Origin of the sequence: Ammonicoccus luteus (assembly GCF_050880385.1) — a bacterium.
GTDB lineage: Bacteria > Actinomycetota > Actinomycetes > Propionibacteriales > Propionibacteriaceae > Enemella.
Window position 1 is genome coordinate 202,005 of the sequence record NZ_JBNZCI010000002.1, and the last position, 16,705, is coordinate 218,709.

General features: G+C 67.4%; 17 protein-coding genes. 10 read left to right on the top strand and 7 right to left on the bottom strand.

What is annotated here, in order from left to right:
• Window positions 1–26 precede the first annotated feature (26 nt).
• The 5 genes from ACQ260_RS06260 to ACQ260_RS06280 are packed head-to-tail and all read left to right on the top strand — an operon-like array spanning window position 27 to window position 5,589.
• Window positions 27–398 (top strand): hypothetical protein, encoded by a 372-nt coding sequence (locus ACQ260_RS06260; protein ID WP_432558557.1) that lies wholly within the window; start codon window positions 27–29, stop codon window positions 396–398.
• A 19-nt stretch (window positions 399–417) separates the two neighbouring features.
• Window positions 418–1,734, top strand: a complete 1,317-nt coding sequence (locus tag ACQ260_RS06265; RefSeq protein WP_432558558.1) for a cysteine desulfurase-like protein — start codon at window positions 418–420, stop codon at window positions 1,732–1,734.
• Window positions 1,731–3,158: a cysteine--tRNA ligase gene (gene cysS / locus ACQ260_RS06270; protein ID WP_432558559.1), complete on the top strand. Its 1,428-nt coding sequence runs from the start codon at window positions 1,731–1,733 to the stop codon at window positions 3,156–3,158. Before ACQ260_RS06265 ends, cysS begins: the two co-directional genes overlap by 4 nt.
• A gap of 1 nt (window position 3,159) precedes the next feature.
• A complete protein-coding gene (rlmB, locus tag ACQ260_RS06275; protein ID WP_432558560.1) occupies window positions 3,160–4,113 on the top strand; it encodes a 23S rRNA (guanosine(2251)-2'-O)-methyltransferase RlmB in 954 nt (317 codons plus the stop codon).
• 36 nt (window positions 4,114–4,149) lie between these two features.
• Entirely contained in the window at window positions 4,150–5,589 is a 1,440-nt protein-coding gene (locus ACQ260_RS06280) for a glycine hydroxymethyltransferase (protein ID WP_432558561.1), read from the top strand.
• A gap of 25 nt (window positions 5,590–5,614) precedes the next feature.
• Here the strand turns inward: ACQ260_RS06280 and ACQ260_RS06285 are convergent, their stop codons facing one another.
• The gene (locus tag ACQ260_RS06285) at window positions 5,615–7,303 is read right to left on the bottom strand and encodes a DUF2207 domain-containing protein (RefSeq protein ID WP_432558562.1); all 1,689 of its coding nucleotides are present in this window, start codon (window positions 7,301–7,303) and stop codon (window positions 5,615–5,617) included.
• Window positions 7,304–7,432: 129 nt separating this feature from the next.
• Between ACQ260_RS06285 and ispF the strand changes: the two genes are divergently transcribed.
• From ispF to ACQ260_RS06300, 3 genes are read left to right on the top strand one after another with little or no spacing between them, the layout of a single operon-like run.
• A complete protein-coding gene (gene ispF, locus ACQ260_RS06290; RefSeq protein ID WP_432558563.1) occupies window positions 7,433–7,918 on the top strand; it encodes a 2-C-methyl-D-erythritol 2,4-cyclodiphosphate synthase in 486 nt (161 codons plus the stop codon).
• Window positions 7,915–8,904, top strand: a complete 990-nt coding sequence (locus ACQ260_RS06295) for a neutral zinc metallopeptidase (protein WP_432558564.1) — start codon at window positions 7,915–7,917, stop codon at window positions 8,902–8,904. The genes ispF and ACQ260_RS06295 overlap by 4 nt, the downstream gene beginning before the upstream one ends.
• 51 nt (window positions 8,905–8,955) lie before the next feature.
• Window positions 8,956–9,975 carry a neutral zinc metallopeptidase gene (locus ACQ260_RS06300; protein WP_432558565.1) on the top strand — a complete coding sequence of 340 codons (1,020 nt, stop codon included), beginning with the start codon at window positions 8,956–8,958 and terminating at the stop codon, window positions 9,973–9,975.
• Between the two features lie 19 nt (window positions 9,976–9,994).
• Here the strand turns inward: ACQ260_RS06300 and ispD are convergent, their stop codons facing one another.
• Entirely contained in the window at window positions 9,995–10,732 is a 738-nt protein-coding gene (gene ispD / locus ACQ260_RS06305) for a 2-C-methyl-D-erythritol 4-phosphate cytidylyltransferase (RefSeq protein WP_432558566.1), read from the bottom strand.
• Between the two features lie 11 nt (window positions 10,733–10,743).
• Window positions 10,744–11,229, bottom strand: coding sequence for a CarD family transcriptional regulator (locus tag ACQ260_RS06310; protein WP_432558567.1), 486 nt, complete (start codon window positions 11,227–11,229; stop codon window positions 10,744–10,746).
• Between the two features lie 219 nt (window positions 11,230–11,448).
• On the opposite strand from ACQ260_RS06310, the gene ACQ260_RS06315 reads away from it, so the two are divergent.
• Window positions 11,449–12,096, top strand: coding sequence for a hypothetical protein (locus ACQ260_RS06315; RefSeq protein ID WP_432558568.1), 648 nt, complete (start codon window positions 11,449–11,451; stop codon window positions 12,094–12,096).
• A 77-nt stretch (window positions 12,097–12,173) separates the two neighbouring features.
• Here the strand turns inward: ACQ260_RS06315 and ACQ260_RS06320 are convergent, their stop codons facing one another.
• The 3 genes from ACQ260_RS06320 to ACQ260_RS06330 all read right to left on the bottom strand — a co-directional run bounded on the left by ACQ260_RS06320 (window position 12,174) and on the right by ACQ260_RS06330 (window position 15,069).
• Window positions 12,174–13,133 (bottom strand): ribose-phosphate diphosphokinase, encoded by a 960-nt coding sequence (locus ACQ260_RS06320; RefSeq protein ID WP_432558569.1) that lies wholly within the window; start codon window positions 13,131–13,133, stop codon window positions 12,174–12,176.
• Between the two features lie 74 nt (window positions 13,134–13,207).
• The gene (locus ACQ260_RS06325; protein WP_432558570.1) at window positions 13,208–13,885 is read right to left on the bottom strand and encodes a response regulator; all 678 of its coding nucleotides are present in this window, start codon (window positions 13,883–13,885) and stop codon (window positions 13,208–13,210) included.
• A complete protein-coding gene (locus tag ACQ260_RS06330) occupies window positions 13,882–15,069 on the bottom strand; it encodes an ATP-binding protein (protein ID WP_432558571.1) in 1,188 nt (395 codons plus the stop codon). The genes ACQ260_RS06325 and ACQ260_RS06330 overlap by 4 nt, the downstream gene beginning before the upstream one ends.
• Before the next feature lie 194 nt (window positions 15,070–15,263).
• On the opposite strand from ACQ260_RS06330, the gene phoU reads away from it, so the two are divergent.
• Window positions 15,264–15,929 carry a phosphate signaling complex protein PhoU gene (gene phoU / locus ACQ260_RS06335; RefSeq protein ID WP_432558572.1) on the top strand — a complete coding sequence of 222 codons (666 nt, stop codon included), beginning with the start codon at window positions 15,264–15,266 and terminating at the stop codon, window positions 15,927–15,929.
• Window positions 15,930–15,948: 19 nt separating this feature from the next.
• On the opposite strand, the gene ACQ260_RS06340 is transcribed toward phoU, so the two are convergent.
• Window positions 15,949–16,698, bottom strand: coding sequence for a phosphoglyceromutase (locus ACQ260_RS06340; protein WP_432558573.1), 750 nt, complete (start codon window positions 16,696–16,698; stop codon window positions 15,949–15,951).
• Window positions 16,699–16,705: the final 7 nt, after the last annotated feature.

Sequence of the window (16,705 nt, forward strand, 5' to 3'; positions counted from 1 at the left end):
TGTGACGCATCGGCTATGTTCCGGACATGACCCGACCCTCCGACCGCGTCGTGCAGGCGCTCCTGGTGCTCGCGTTCGGCATGCCGGGAGTCATCGTCGTCGTCATGCTGGGGTCCGGCGGCGCTCCGGTGATGACCTGGCTGCTCGGGGGCCTGGCCGCGGTGGCGGTTGTCGGGCTGATCTGGTGGAAGGCGCCCTGGAACTGGATCGTCCGGACGGTGCTCACGTGGCTGTGGCTCAGCGCTCTGCTCGTGCTCGGCCAATGGCTGACGGGCGGGCGAGGCGCCCTGCCCCTGATCGGTGGTTCTCTGACGTTCGGCGCGCTGTGGTCGGGTCTCCTGCTGCTGCCGGTGTCGTTCGTGACCGTCATCCAGAAGGCGTCTCGCGGCGGTCGCTGATCGGGTGCACGATGGGCCCATGAAGTTCGATCCCACTACGGTGCGCCCCCATTTCCCTGCGCTGGCCGGCCCTGCTGCCGCTGCGCATTTCGATGGTCCGGGAGGTACGCAGACCCCGACGCCCGTCGCCTCCGCCATTGCCGAGGCGCTGGTCCTGCCGGTCGCCAACCGCGGCGTGGTCACGGAGGCGGAGCGGAACGCGGACGGGATCGTGGCCTCCGCCCGCGCGGCGATGGGTGATCTGCTGAACGCCGACCCGGCGGGCATCATCTTCGGCCGGTCGATGACGCAACTGACGTTCTCGATGGCGGGCACGCTGGCGCAGACCTGGCGCCCCGGCGACGAGGTGATCGTGACGCGACTGGACCACGACGCGAACATCCGGCCCTGGGTGATCGCGGCCGACCGCGCCGGAGCAACGGTCCGCTGGGCCGAGTTCGACCCGGCGACCGGCGAACTGCCGGTCGAGGCGGTCACCGGGCTGCTCACCGACCGCACCCGACTGGTCGCGGTGACCGCCGCCTCGAACCTGATCGGCACGATGCCGGACGTGCCCGCGATCACGGCGGCGGCCAGGTCCGCAGGGGCACTGAGCTATGTGGATGCCGTGCACTACACGGCACACGAGTCGATGGATCTCCCCGCGCTGGGCGCGGATTTTCTGGCGTGCTCGCCCTACAAGTTCTGCGGGCCCCACCTCGGGGTCCTGGCCGCGCGTCCGGCCCTCCTCGAGGGGCTCCAGCCCGACAAGCTCCTGCCCTCCACCGACGCGGTGCCCGAGCGGTTCGAGCTGGGGACCCTGCCCTATGAACTGCTCGCCGGCACCACCGCAGCCGTCGACTTCCTGGCCGGCATGCTGCACCACGACGACCCGGCCGCGGCCAGCGGATCGCGGCGGGACTTCCTGCGGGGCACCCTGGACGACGAACCCGAGGAGGTCCCCGAGGGGGCGCGCCGTGCCGTCACCGACCGCCGCCACCGGCTCGAGCGCGCGCTGCACGCAATGGCCGAACACGAGCTGACGTTGCGTACCCGCATCGAGCACGCCCTCGCCGACCTCGGCGCCACGGTCTTTTCCCGGGCCGCCCGCCGGACCCCCACGCTGCTGTTCGAACTTCCCGGGATTCCGTCGCCGGAGGTGTACGCCGGCCTCGCCGCCCACGGTGTCAACGCCCCGGCCGGCAACTTCTATGCACTCGAGTGCTCGCGCACGCTCGGACTCGGGGACGCCGGCGCGGTCCGGGTCGGATTGGCGCCGTATTCCGATGACAGCGATGTGGACAGACTGATCACCGGTCTTAATGCGGTGGCGCACGCGGCTAGGGTTGGGGGGTGACGTTCCAGCTCTATGATTCCGCCACCCGCAGCACGGCCCCGCTCGATCCGGTCGTCCCGGGCAAGGTGTCGATCTATCACTGCGGACTCACTGTCCAATCGGCCCCGCACGTCGGCCACATCCGCAAGGAGGTCGTCTTCGACGTGCTGCGTCGTTGGCTGACGCACGAGGGGTTCGAGGTCAAGGTGGTCGCGAACGTCACCGACATCGACGACAAGATCCTGGCGAAGTCGGCGGAGCACGGTGAGGAGTGGTACGCGTGGGCGTACCGCTTCGAACGCGAACTCCATCGCGCCTATGCCGCGCTCGGCTGCCAGCCGCCCACCTATGAGCCGCGCGCAACCGGCCACGTGCCGGAGATGATCGAGATGATCGAGACGCTCATCGACCGCGGTCACGCTTATCCGGCACCGGACGGCTCCGGCGACGTCTATTTCGACGTCCGGTCGTGGCCGGACTACGGCCGACTGTCCAACCAGAAGGTCGCGGACATGGCCGCCGCCGAGGACGCCGACCCGCGCGGCAAGCGGGATCCCCGCGACTTCGCACTCTGGAAGGGCCACAAGGAGGGCGAGCCCGAGACTGCCTCCTGGCCGACGCCGTGGGGCCGCGGCCGACCGGGCTGGCATCTGGAGTGCTCGGCGATGGCCGGGAAATATCTGGGAGACGAGTTCGACATCCACGGTGGTGGCCTCGATCTGCGGTTCCCGCACCACGAGAACGAGCTCGCCCAGTCGACCGCGGCCGGCAAGCCGTTCGCCCGGCACTGGATGCACAACGCGCTGGTCACCATGAAGGGCGAGAAGATGAGCAAGTCCCTCGGCAACGGGGCGCTCGTCAGCGAGGTGACCAAGGAGTTCCCCCCGCGCGCGGTCCGGCTCTATCTGCTGGCGCCGCACTATCGCTCGATCATCGAGTTCGCACCCGACTCGCTCGCCGAGGCGACCGCGCAGTTGGCCCGGATCGATTCGTTCGTCGCCCGCGCGGCGGAAGTCGCCGACACCGCACCGTCCGAGGTGCCGGCGGCGTTCGCCGAGTCCATGAACGATGATCTCGGCACGCCGGGCGCGATGGCGGTGCTGTTCACGGCGGTGCGCCAGGGCAACGCCGCGGTCGAGGCCGGCGACGAGGCTGCAGTCCGACGTCTCCTGGGTGAGGTCAGGGCGATGTTGAGCGTGCTGGGGCTGGCCGCGGACGATCCCGCTTGGGCCGGGGTCACAGGCGCCGGCAGCGGCACTGACGATCTCACGCCGATCGTCGACGGGCTGGTGCAGGCGCTGCTGGCCCAGCGTGCGGATGCTCGGGAACGGAAGGAGTGGACCGCCGCCGACGCGATCCGGGATCGCCTCAACGAACTCGGGTTGAAGATCACCGACACCCCGGCCGGCGCCAAGTGGGAACTCGAGTCGGCAGGAGGTCGCTGACATGGCGGGCAACTCACAGCGTCCGGGGGCCCGCAGCCGGGGCAAGGGCAAGGGGCCGGCGGGGTCGGGTGGACGGATCCGCCGGAGCCTCGCAGGCAAGGGGCCGACGCCGAAGGCCGAGGACCGGCCCTATCACAAGGCATTCAAGGCCAAGCAGGCGGCGGCGAAGCAAACCGCGGCCCGACCGAAAGCCGCGCAGCGCACCGGTCGCCCCGGCTCGGGGCCCGAATGGGTGGCCGGTCGCAATCCGGTTCTGGAGGCGCTCCAGGCTGGCATCCCGGTGCAGACGGCGTATGTCGCCGACGGGGCCGAGCGCGATTCCCGCCTGCGCGACATCCTCCAGCACTGCGCGGACCACAACGTGCCGACCCTGCAGTCGACGCGCACGGAGCTCGACCGGTTGACCGGTGGCGCGATCCACCAGGGGGTGGCGCTCAAGCTGCCGGAATTCGAGTACGCACATCCCGACGACCTGCTCGCCGATGCCATCGAGTCGTCCGCGGCCCCGCTCGTGGTGATGCTCGACCAGATCACCGATCCGCGGAACCTCGGCGCGATCATCCGGTCCGCGGCCGCGTTCGGTGCCGACGGGGTCGTGATCCCGGAGCGCCGGTCCGCACAGCTGACGGCAGCGGCGTGGAAGACGTCGGCCGGAGCTGCCGCCCGGCTTCCCATCGCCCGTGCGGGAAACCTGAACCGTGCCCTGGAGGCGTATGCCAAGGCCGGTTTCACCATCGCCGGGCTCGCCGGGGAGGCCGACACCGCCATCGAGGAGATGCCCGGTGCTGATGGCCCGCTGGTGCTTGTCGTCGGGTCGGAGGGCGACGGCCTTTCGCGGCTCGTGCGCGACCACTGCGACGTCCTGGTGTCAATTCCCATCGCCAGTGCCGTCGAATCGCTGAATGCCGGAGTTGCTGTAGGAATTGCGCTCTATGAGGTCTCGCGCAGGCGCTAGATTTGGGCAAGGTCCCCCACGCCGAAGGAGTCTGTCGTGACCAACCCAAACGCTGAACTGTCGAGCGCCTACCAGACCATCCTCAAGGTTGTGGAGCAAGTTGAACCCCGCATCGCTGCTGCCACCAGGGCCGAGCTGACCGACCAACGAGCTTCACTCAAGCTGATCGCCTCCGAAAACTACGCCTCCTTGCCGGTCCTGGCGACGATGGGCACGTGGCTCTCGGACAAATATGCGGAGGGCACGGTCGGCCACCGGTTCTATGCGGGATGCCAGAACATCGACACCGTCGAGGCCGTCGCCGCCGAGCACGCGCGCGAACTGTTCGGCGCCGAATATACGTACGCCCAGCCCCACTCCGGCATCGACGCCAACCTGACCGCCTTCTGGGCGATCCTCGCGCACAAGATCGAGGGCCCGGCGCTGAGCGAGTTCGGCGCGAAGACGGTCAACGACCTGTCCGAGGAGGACTGGGCCACCCTGCGCAGGCGCTTCGGCGACCAGAAGATGCTCGGCATGAGCCTCGACGCCGGCGGCCACCTCACGCACGGGTTCCGCCCCAATATCTCGGGCAAGATGTTCGACCAGCGGTCCTACGGCACCGACCCGGAAACGCAGCTGCTCGACTACGACCAGATCGCCGCGCAGGCACGCGAGTTCAAACCGCTGATCCTGGTGGCCGGCTACTCCGCCTATCCGCGCCGAATCAACTTCGCCAAGATGAAGGAGATCGCCGACGAGATCGGTGCGGTCTTCATGGTCGACATGGCCCACTTCGCGGGCTTGGTCGCCGGCAAGGTCTTCACCGGTGACGAGGATCCGATCCCGTTCGCCGACGTCGCGACCACCACGACGCACAAGTCGCTCCGCGGCCCGCGCGGAGGCTTGGTGCTGGCCAAGGAGGAGTACGCTTCGTCGGTCGACCGCGGCTGTCCGCTCGTGCTCGGTGGCCCGCTGTCGCACATGATGGCCGCGAAGGCCGTCGCCCTCGCCGAAGCCCGGACCACCGATTTCCAGGCCTACGCCCAGAACGTGGCCGACAACGCCCAGTCGCTCGCCGAAGGGCTGCTGAAGCGCAACGCCAAGCTCGTGACCGGCGGCACCGACAACCACATCGTGCTGCTCGATGTGAGCACGTTCGGGCTGACCGGCCGCCAGGCGGAGTCCGCGCTGCTCGATGCGGGCGTCGTCACCAACCGCAACTCGGTGCCGGCGGACCCGAACGGTGCTTGGTATACCTCCGGCATCCGCCTCGGCACGCCCGCCCTCACCTCGCGTGGGTTCGGCGCGGCCGAGTTCGATCGGGTCGCGGAGATGATCGTCGAGGTGCTGTCCAACACGGAGCCGGTCACGGCCTCCACGGGCAAGCCCGGCAAGGCGAAGTACACCTTGGCCGACGGCGTTGCCGATCGGGTCAAGGCAGCCTGCGACGAGATGCTGGCCAAGCACCCGCTCTATCCGGGCCTCGAGCTCTGACCCTCACCTCACCCGTGCTCAACGGTCAGCGCGCAAACAGCTGACCGTTGAGCGTGGTGATGAAGTTGCGCAGGGAATCCGGCAGGTCACGCAGGTGCCAGTTGTCCGGCGCGTTGTACCACTCCAAATCCGTCGGATCCGGCAGGTCGTCGTCGTCGGCAGTGGCGATCGCCTCCAGCCAGCGGTCGGCCCCGCCCAGGACGATCGCATAGGGGAGGACTTCGGAGAGCTCTCGATATTCCCGCCCCTTCGGCATCTGATCCGTGGGCTGGGCCAGAAGCTGTCCGCGGAGGTTGTCCAGTCCGGCAAGCAGCCGGGCGCCCTCCGCCGTGCGCGCCGGCATCTCCTGGGCGACGAAAGCCAGCCCGAGTCCGATCGCGATCACGGCCAGGCCGGCGAGACCGAATGTGGTGAAAGCGGCCAGCAGACCGGTCACCACGATGCCGGCAATGATCACGGTCATGGCTGCGGTGTTCCAGACATTGCGGGTGCTGTCGGGACGTTGGTCATAGAACCCTTGGGCGACCACCTCGTCATAGAGATCCGACTGGATCTGCGGGATCGCGCCGGCAACCGCCGGCCCGATCGCGGACACCAGCGTCCGCTCACCCTTGGGAACGACGGCATCGAGCAGATCCTGCTCATAAGGGCGGAGCTCACGCCGGCCCGCGTCGAGCCGGATGATCTCCCAGTCCGTCGGAGCGAATTCGGAACGACGGGGCTGCTCGGCGATCAGCAGGTGGCCATGCACGGCCAGATCGAGGATCGTGGCCGTGATGTCGATGGGGTCGACCCGCTCGTCGACCACGGTCCCGACCTCACCCGGCAACACCTCACCACCGGGCTGGAACTCGATCCGGCCGTCCCCAACCGACTCGAAACGGGCCACCTCGATCGGATCACCGCCGGGGTGCGCGTCTCGCCCCGCCTTGCGGTGGAGCAGATAGATGCCCAGCGCGCCGACGGCCAGGGCCACCAGCGCCGCCGCGAGCGGCCAACCTGTCCCGGAGAACGCCCGGCCGACCGTCCACCGCTCGTCGATCTCCTCGTTGGGTGCCACGACGGATGCCGGGAAGGTGATCCGCGGACCCACGATCTCACCCGCTCCACGGGGGCCGTCGGTGAAGACCGGCATGAACGATTCATGGGTGCCACCGGACGCGAGCGCGCACGCGGTCTGGGTGCCCGGGGCACCGGCAACGCACTTGAAGTCCGTGAACTGGCCAGGAACGGTGATCTCGCCCTCGACCTGCTGCACCGGGATGGAGAGGCCTTGGAGGATGTCCCAGCGGACGAGCGTCTGGTCGCCCGCAGCCCGCACAGCAGCGCCCGTCACCCGATAGGTCACGACCACTTCCTCGGCGCCCTCGGGCGCCATCGTGAGCACGACATGTTCGGATTCCTCGCTGACGCGCCCGATATCGCGGCCGTTCGCGGTCGCGCGGAGATCGGACACGGTGAACAGATAGTCGCGCTCCCCGACCACCTCTTCCTTCACGCGAAGGCGCTGCACCACCTCGGCCGGCGGAGCACCGTCGAATCGCATGGTCGAGCGAACGTCAAGTGATCCGTCGCTGTTCACGGTCGCGCTCGTGATGTGGGTGGCCGCCTGATCCACTGCATGGGCCGGGATGCTGCCGAGCCCCAGAAACAATCCCAGCGCCAGAGCCAGCAGAACCAGCCCCCGGACCACACGCGTGGATGTCTGCTTCATGGCGTGACTCCCCGATTGCACTCTTTGCGAGGGCCCCGTGCCCCTGCGCGCGGGGGCCAAGCCCCGTTGCCGGAAACTATGGCACAGCAGGGTCATCCCCCGGCAGCCAAGTTGTGCCACACTCACGCCATGTTCCGCACCGGGATTGGCATCGACGTTCACGCTCTCGCCGACGGGCGGCCCATGATGGTGGCCGGCCTGCACTTCCCCGAGGAGCCACGTGGCCCCGTGGGGCACTCCGACGGCGACGTCGCAGCGCACGCCGCTTGCGACGCCCTCCTCTCCGCCGCCGGTCTGGGCGACCTGGGCAGCAATTTCGGCACGTCCGATCCCGCATGGGCCGCTGCGCCCGGGGTGGACTTCCTCGTCGAAACCGCTCGGCGTGTCCGCGCGGCCGGGTTCGAGATCGGCAACGTCGCAGTCCAGGTCGTCGGCAATCGGCCACGGATCGGGCCACGACGTGGCGAGGCGCAAGCTCTGATGAGCGATGCCCTGGGCGCCCCGGTCTCGCTGGCCGCAACCACCACCGACGGCCTCGGCCTGACCGGCCGTGGGGAGGGAATCGCAGCCATCGCCACCGCACTGGTCCTCCTGAGCCCAGCCGGTGCGCCATGAGTCAGGGACCTTGGGGGCCACCGCCGTGGCCCCAGGCGCCACCGCAATTCCCCCCGCCGACAGCAGCCGGGAAACGCAGCCCGGCGCCGTTCATTCTGGGCGCACTCATCGTCACCGCCGCAGCGATGATCGGGTTCATCCTCTACTCGTTGTTGTCGGGACCGGACTACCAGAACGACGACTACGTGCCCCCACCCCCGGGCACCCTCGCCCCCTTCCCCGACGCCCAGGTCAGCGAAGTCGACACCCTTCTCACCGCCAACCCGCTGTACGCCCAGACCCTGCCCGTCCCCGTGCGCTGCGACCTCACCAACCCCGACCTCCACCTCCCCAGCGCCACCGACGACGAGGTGAAGGCGTACATCGACGACCTCATGGCCTGCAACATGCGCGTGTGGGACCAACCCTTCCAAGGCACCCAACGCTTCCAACTCGTCCGGCCGGCCGTGAACATCTACCGCGATTCGGCGCAAACGCCCTGCGGCAGTTTCGGACCGAATGGGCTCTATTGCAGCGCGAACCAACAGGTCTATTTCTCCCGGCTCTATCCGGAAATCCACCCGAACCTGGCGGTCACGAACGAGCCGCACGTGATCGACGAGATCATGAGTCACGAGTTCGCCCACGGCATCCAGGCGCGGACGGTGCTCCTCGTCGGCGGCCGTTACAAAGAGCGACAGGCCGCGAACGAGGCACAGGGCCGGGAGTTCGCTCGTCGGGTCGAACTGCAGGCGGACTGTTTCGCCGGCATGTTCCTGCAGTCGGTTCACCAGTCCGTCGGGTACACCGAAACCGATTTCGAGCAGATCAGCCGCGCGATGCGCGCCTCCGGCGATGACGAACTCGCCAATCGGCCGAATGATCCCGCCGTCAGGGGCGGCCACGGGCACGGTGTCAGTCGGCTCTATTGGCTCCAGGTCGGGCTCACCAGCACCGACGTCGGTCGCTGCAACACCTTCACTGCGCCGTCGGATTACGTTCGCTGACGCACCCCCGCCGCGTTATCGTCTCGCCAAGGATCCGATCGAGGGAGTGCAATGAGTCAGGGCTTCCCCGGCCAGCAGTGGGGCCAGTGGCCGCGCCAGCAGCAACAGTGGCCACCCCAGCAGCCGCAGTGGTCTACGGCCCCGCACCAGCCGACCAAACGCCGATCCGGACCGATTCTTCTCGGCGCCCTGATCGTGGTGGGTCTCACCATGATCGGGTTCATCCTCTACTCGTTGTTGTCGGGACCGGACTACCAGAACGACGACTACGTGCCCCCACCCCCGGGCACCCTCGCCCCCTTCCCCGACGCCCAGGTCAGCGAAGTCGACACCCTTCTCACCGCCAACCCGCTGTACGCCCAGACCCTGCCCGTCCCCGTGCGCTGCGACCTCACCAACCCCGACCTCCACCTCCCCAGCGCCACCGACGACGAGGTGAAGGCGTACATCGACGACCTCATGGCCTGCAACATGCGCGTGTGGGACCAACCCTTCCAAGGCACCCAACGCTTCCAACTCGTCCGACCAGCCGTGAACATCTATCACGACTCCGTCACCACGCCCTGTGGCGGCGGGCGAGCAGCCGGGCCGAATGCGATCTACTGTTTGGTCAACCAGCAGGTGTACTTCTCCCGCCAGCTCTCCAGCATCCCTCGGCTCGCCCTCGTCGACCAGCCCCACATGATCGACGTCGTGATGAGCCACGAGTTCGCCCACGGCATCCAGGGCCGAACGGTCATCCTGCACGCGGAGCTCTACAAGTCACAGCAGGCGCCCGACGAGGCTGCCGCACTCGAGTTGAGCCGTCGCGTCGAACTTCAGGCGGACTGCTTCGCCGGCATGTTCGTCCAGTCGGTCAGACCGTCGGTCGACTATTCCGCGGATGAAATCGCCCGCATGCAGGAGCTCGTCCGTGCCATCGGCGACGACGGGGACCGCCCCGGCGACCCCAGCATCATCGGCAACCACGGGAGTGCGGCCAGTCGGGAGTACTGGTATCGCATCGGCCTCACCACCACCGACATCGGAGCCTGCAACACCTTCAGCGCACCGGAGCATTTCGTGCGCTGAGCCGTCTCGAGCAGGCGACTCAGGATCGGCGGACCTGCTCCCCGAACGCGGCCAGCAACGCCTCTGCGACCACCATGTCTGTCGGCTCGGTGACCTTCATCGCAAGCCGCGAGCCGGGCACCAGATGGACGGACTCCCCGATCGCCTCGCAGCAGGCGGCATCGTCAGTGACTTCGAGCCCGAGACGGGCAACGTGGTCGTGCGCCGCGACCAACGTCGCGTACGCGAATCCCTGCGGTGTCTGGACCGCGCGCAGCGGAGCTCGATCCACGACCTCCGAAACGATCGATCCGTCAGCCGTGCCCCGCGAATCGACCCGACGGATGCTGTCGACGACCGGCAGTGCGGGCACCACCGCGACGTGACCCGCGCGGACCGCCGCAATCACCGCCGCCACGACCGAGGGCGGAACCATGGGCCGCGCCGCGTCGTGAACGAGCACGATCTCCGCCGGGCCGGACCGGCCGATCAGGTCGAGGCCCCGACGAACGGAATGCTGACGCTCGCTCCCGCCGATCACGAGTTGCCAGGGAATCGGTGCATCCGAGAGCGCCCGCTCGAAATCGGGCTGCAGCCCATCTGCGACGACAACGACCGCGCGTTCGACCCCGCCCGCAGCCAACCGCGCCAGAGAGTGGGCCACGAGCGGCACGCCCGCGAGCGGACGCAAGGCCTTCGGCACCTCACCGCCCAGTCGAGAACCAGAACCGGCCGCCGCCACGAGGGCGACGACCGGGTCGTCGGATCGAGATTTCATCGGGTGTCCGGTCAGGAGGCGAGAACCTCGTCGAGCATGGTCTCAGCCTTGTCCTCTTCAACCTTTTCGGCCAGCGCCAGCTCGGAGACGAGGATCTGGCGGGCCTTTGCCAGCATCCGCTTCTCGCCGGCGGACAAGCCGCGGTCCTTCTCGCGACGCCAGAGGTCACGAACGACCTCGGCAACCTTGATGACATTGCCGGAGTGGAGCTTCTCGAGATTCGCCTTATAGCGACGCGACCAGTTGGTGGGCTCCTCGGCGTGGGGGGCGCGCAGCACGGAAAAGACCTTCTTCAGTCCATCCGCATCCACCACGTCGCGAACGCCAACCAAATCGAGATTGCAGGCCGGAACCCTCACCACGAGATCGTTCTGGCCGACGATCCTGAGCACCAGGTAGAGCTGGTCCTCCCCTTTGATCTTGCGGGTCTCAATGTCCTCGATGACGGCCGCCCCATGATTGGGGTAGACCACCGTTTCGCCGACTGTGAAGGTCATATTTTTGTAACCCCTTTCCCGCGGGATAGTGTAGCACGGGGAGAGAACCAGCCTCTGAGCGTTTTCCCTAGCCAGAGGCCAATCCAAGGCAATTTCAGCTCTTGACAGCACCTTGTTGATATGCCTCCCGCTCGATAGTTATGCCTTCGTTGAGCGATTTCCCCGTTTTGTCGCTAGGCTGCGCATGTCTGAATCACGTTCCTCGAGGAGTACGCCCCAGTGGTCAAGCGTCGTTCGCCCCGCATCCTTGCCGCCTCCGCATTGGCGGCGCTCGTCGTCGGCCTGTCGGCCTGTGGAACACCCCAGACCTTGGTGCCATATACGCCGGCCGAAGGCGTGAATGCCGACGCTCAGCGCATGGGCGCCCCCGCCGGTGCCAACGAGGTCCCGCTGAAGATCCGAACTCTGTCGATCATCAGCGAGGAGGGCTCGAGCAACGGCTTCCTCAACGGCGCGATCATCGCGCCGATGGACCGCGACGATCAGCTCGTCAGCGTCGAGGGCCGCGCGTTCACCTCGGACAACACCCCCGGCGCCCCGATTGCGCCCGCCTCCACCAACCTGGAGCTCCCGGCCGGCAAGATGGTCGTGCTGTCCCAGGGCGAGCCGGTGGAGCTGAGCTCGCCGGACCTCAAGCCGGGCCTCGTCGCGGAACTCACGCTGACCTTCCGTGACAGCGAGCCGCAGACCCTCATGGTGCCGGTCATCGATTCGAGCAAGGCCGACTATGCGACCGTGACCCCGGGTCCCGCCGCCGGCGGCGACGCAACGCCGGCCGCCACCCCCGGAGCACCCGACGCCCAGCCCGCCGAGGGTCAACCGGCCGAGGGCGAGCCCGCGCCGGCGGCTCCGGCCACGCCGCAGTGAGCTGACCCACGCCGAACACAGCGAAGGCGCCCGTTCCCTCACCGGGACGGGCGCCTTCGCTGTGTTGAGGCAGAGGTTCAGCCGATCGTCACCTCGTCGCTGAACAGCGAGCTGATCGACGATCCCGAGTTGTGTCGCTTCACGGCTTCGGCGAACAAGGGCGCGACCGAGCGGGTCTCGAGCTTCGCGGGGGTCCGGTCCGGCGTGAGCGGCACCGTGCTCGTGGTCACGATCTCGCTCACGTCGTCCCGTGCGTTCAGTCGCTCAACCGCCTTGCCGGTGAAGAGCCCGTGGGTGCAGGCGATGGAGATGTCCTTGACCTTGTATTCGCGGAGCCGATCCATGAGCTCGATCATCGAGCCGGCGGTCGCGATCTCGTCATCGATGATGATGACGTTCTTGCCCTCGACGTCACCGACGATCCGGTCGATCACGACCTTGTCGTCGGCCATGCGCCGTTTCGAGCCCGCTGCGACGTCGAGATCCAGGATGCGCGCGAACTGGGACGCGACCTTCGCATAGCCGAAGTCGGGCGACACGACGACCGTGTTCGACAGATCCTTGCCCCGGAAATGGTCGGCCAACTCGCGGACAGCGGTGAGATGGTCGACGGGCACGTTGAAGAACCCGTGCACCTGCTCGGAGTGCAACGTCATGGTGATGACACGCGTGGCGCCCGCCGCCGAGAGCATGTCGGCGACGAGCTTGCCGCCGATCGAGATCCGGGGGGCGTCCTTCTTGTCGGACCTCGCGTACGAATAGTGCGGGATGACCGCCGTGATATGCGCAGCCGATGCGCCCCGGGCCGCGTCGAGCATGAGCAGCAACTCGACCAGGTTCTCCTGCACGGGCGGGACGAGCGGCTGCACGATATAGACGTCCTTGCGTCGGCAGTTAGCGCGAAGCTGCACCTGCAGGCAGTCGTTGCTGAAGCGCGTGATGTGGGTCGGCGAGAGATCAACGCCGAGGATCTGGCACATCTCTTCGGCGAACTCCGGGTGGGCACTGCCGGTGAATACGGTGATGTCGTCGGTCACGAGCCCTCAGCCTAGCTGTTCACCCACCGTTCACATGGCGATCGGTCCATCCCGCGGTCCGGTCCTGACCGGGCTCAGCCCTCGAACTTGTAGCCCAAACCCCGAACCGTGATCAGATAGCGAGGGTTGCTCGGATCCGGCTCGATCTTGGACCGCAACCGTTTCATGTGCACATCGAGGGTCTTGGTGTCGCCGACATAGTCGGCGCCCCAGATCCGGTCGATGAGCTGACCGCGCGTCATCACGCGCCCCGCGTTGCGGAGCAGCATCTCGAGCAACTCGAACTCCTTCAGCGCCAACCGGACGTTTTCACCGTTGACCGACACGGCGTGGCGTTCCACGTCCATGCGCACGCCGCCGCTCTCGATCACATCCGGCACCAACTCGACATCCTGACCACGACGCAACACGGCGCGGATGCGGGCGACGAGCTCACGGTGGGAGAACGGCTTGGTGACGTAGTCATCAGCGCCGAGCTCGAGCCCAACCACCTTGTCCACCTCGGAGTCACGGGCGGTCACCATGATCACGGGGACACCGCCCCGCAGCCGCAACTGCCGGCACACCTCGGTCCCCGGCAGTCCCGGCATCATCAGATCGAGGAGAACGATGTCGGCGCCGTTGCGGTCGTATTCCGCCAGACCCGCCTGGCCGTCGGCGGCCTCCACGACCTCGAACCCCTCCTTGCGAAGCATGTACGACAACGCCTCGCGGTAGGACTCCTCGTCCTCCACCACCAACACTCGAGTCATGCCGATATCTCCTCCTGCGCAAATTCCTGACCGGCAGCCGGCGCATCATCCTTGGCGGTGAGCTCCGGCAGCCGGATGGTGAACGTCGAACCGTGGCCCAGGTGGGACCACACGCTGACGCTGCCGCCATGCGCGGCGACGATGTGCTTCACGATGGCGAGCCCGAGCCCGGTCCCGCCGTTGTCCCTGCTGCGGGCATAGTCGATCCGATAGAACCGCTCGAAGATGCGGGGCAGTTCCTTGGCGCTGATCCCGATCCCGTTGTCGGTGACCGTCAGCTCGACGAAGCTGTCCTCCGCCTCGGAGGCCCGCCGCGCGCCGACCACGACCTTCTGGCCCGCCTCGGAATAGATGACCGCGTTCTCGACCAGGTTGGCGACCGCAGTCGTCAACTGTTCACTGTCGCCGAGCACCCGCAGGTCGTGCTCGCCCGCGACCGTCAGGCTGACCGAGCGCGCCTGCGCGCGGGCCCGGCACCGGTCGACCGCCTCCGCGAGGACGTCGTCGATCTCCGAGACGTTCGCGGTCATCAACGGATCGTCGGACTGCAACCGGGACAACTCGATGATCTGTTTCACGAGTTCGGACAGCCGATGCGCCTCCCGGCCCATGCGATTGGCGAAGATGAGGACCGCGTCCGGGTCGTCCGCCGCCTCCTCAACCGCTTCGGCGAGGAGTGCGATAGCACCGATGGGCGTCTTGAGCTCGTGGCTCACGTTGGCGACGAAATCCCGACGGGTCTCCTCGACTCGACGGGCAGCCGTGCGGTCCTCCGCGAGGATGAGCACCAGGTCACCGACTTTCGCGACGCGCGCGGACAGGTACAACGACGGCGACACTCGGCCCCGCCGCAACTCGAGTTCGGTCGTGCGGATCTGACCATCGGCCCGGACTTGGCGCACCAGATCGAGAACCATCGGCACCACGATCCTGGCGCCGCGAACGAGTCCGAAGGCGCGGGCCTGACTGGTCGACTGCAGCACCTGATCGCTCGAGTCGAGCACCACGGCCGACGACCGGAGCACGTTGATGACTTCGGACATGCCGAGCGGCACCTCGTCCTCGTCCGGCTCCTCCGCGGGCTGGGGTTCGGGGACCGGTTCCTTGGGCGTACGCCGCCACAACAGGGCGCCCAGACCGACACCGAGCACCACGCCCGCGAGGCCGATCCAGAACCAAGTCATGTCTGCATCCTAGGACGGCGAATTGCGGCGGAACCCTGGCAAACGAACACATGGACCGCCCGACTCAATGGTTCGCCAATTATTCACTCGGTGTTCACCCGCCGGGATCGGCGCCACGGTTGGTTTGGGGGCGTTGTCCTGTGGCCTATCGTGGAGAAAGCAGCCATCCGGTGAAGGAACGGATTTTCCAGAACGTGCGTGATTCATACCGGGAGCAACTCGATGCCGTGGTCGCGGACCTGGTCGAGATGTCCCAAATGATTTGTGCTGCGGTGCGACACGCGACCGCGGCATTGCTGCATGCCGATTTCCAGTTGGCCGAGCAGGTGATCTCCGAGGACGCCCGGATCGATGACGCCCACGCGGACATCGAGATGCGGTGCTTCGACCTGCTGGCACTCCAAGCCCCGGTGGCCGGCGAACTCCGGACGGTGGTGGCGGCGCTGCGGATGGTGACGGAGATGGGCCGCATGGGCGATCTCGCCGCCCATGTCGCCAAGATCGCGCGCATGCGTTATCCCGAGAAGGCGCTCCCCCGGTCGTTGGAGGGCAACTTCACGAGGATGGCCGAGGTGGCCGAGGAGATGGTGGAGCGCGCGGGCAAGACCCTCCGGACCCGCAACGTCGCCTTGGCCCGGGAACTCGCCGAGATCGACGAGGAAATGGACGACCTGCGCCGCAGCCAGTTCCGGATCCTGCTGGACGGGAGCTGGCCCTATGGGGTCGAGGCGGCTGTGGACGTGGCGCTGCTGGGCCGCTATTACGAACGGATCGCCGACCATGCGGTGTCGATGGGGCGCCGGCTGATCTATGTGGTCACCGGCGAGATCGGCAACGTGGACACGTGGACCCAGGCCTGACCTCGCCGGTGGCCGCGGGCTATTTCTTGCCCTGGTTCTTGACCGCCTCGATCGAGGCCTTCGCAGCCTCCGGGTCGAGATAGCGACCGCCCGGCGTCACGGGCTTCAGGTTCTCGTCGAGCTCGTAATAGAGCGGGATGCCCGTCGGGATGTTCAGGCCGGCGATGGCTTCGTCGGAGATCCCGTCCAAATGCTTGACCATGGCGCGCAGCGAGTTGCCGTGTGCGGCCACGAGCACGAGCTTGCCGGCCTCGAGATCCGGAACGATCGACTCTTCCCAATAGGGCAGCATGCGGACGACAACGTCCTTGAGGCACTCCGTCTGGGGGCGCTCGGCCTCGGGAATGTCCGCATACCGAGCATCGTTGAACTGGCTCCACTCGTTGTCTCGATCGAGCACGGGCGGCGGGGTGTCGTAGGAACGGCGCCACTCCATGAACTGATCCTCACCGTATTGATCCCGGATCTCGGTCTTGTTCAGGCCCTGGAGCTTGCCGTAGTGCCGTTCGTTCAACCGCCAGGAACGACGCACGGGAATCCAGTGCCGGTCGCAGCCGTCGAGCGCGATGTTGGCGGTGTTGATGGCGCGCCGCAGCAGAGAGGTGTGCAGCACTTCGGGCAGCAAATCCTCGGACTTGAGCAACTCGCCGGCGCGCACGGCTTCGCCGCGGCCCTTCTCGTTGACGTCGACGTCCACCCAGCCAGTGAACAGGTTCTTCGCATTCCATTCGCTCTCGCCGTGGCGGAGCAGGATCAACTTGGCGGTCATGCCCTGA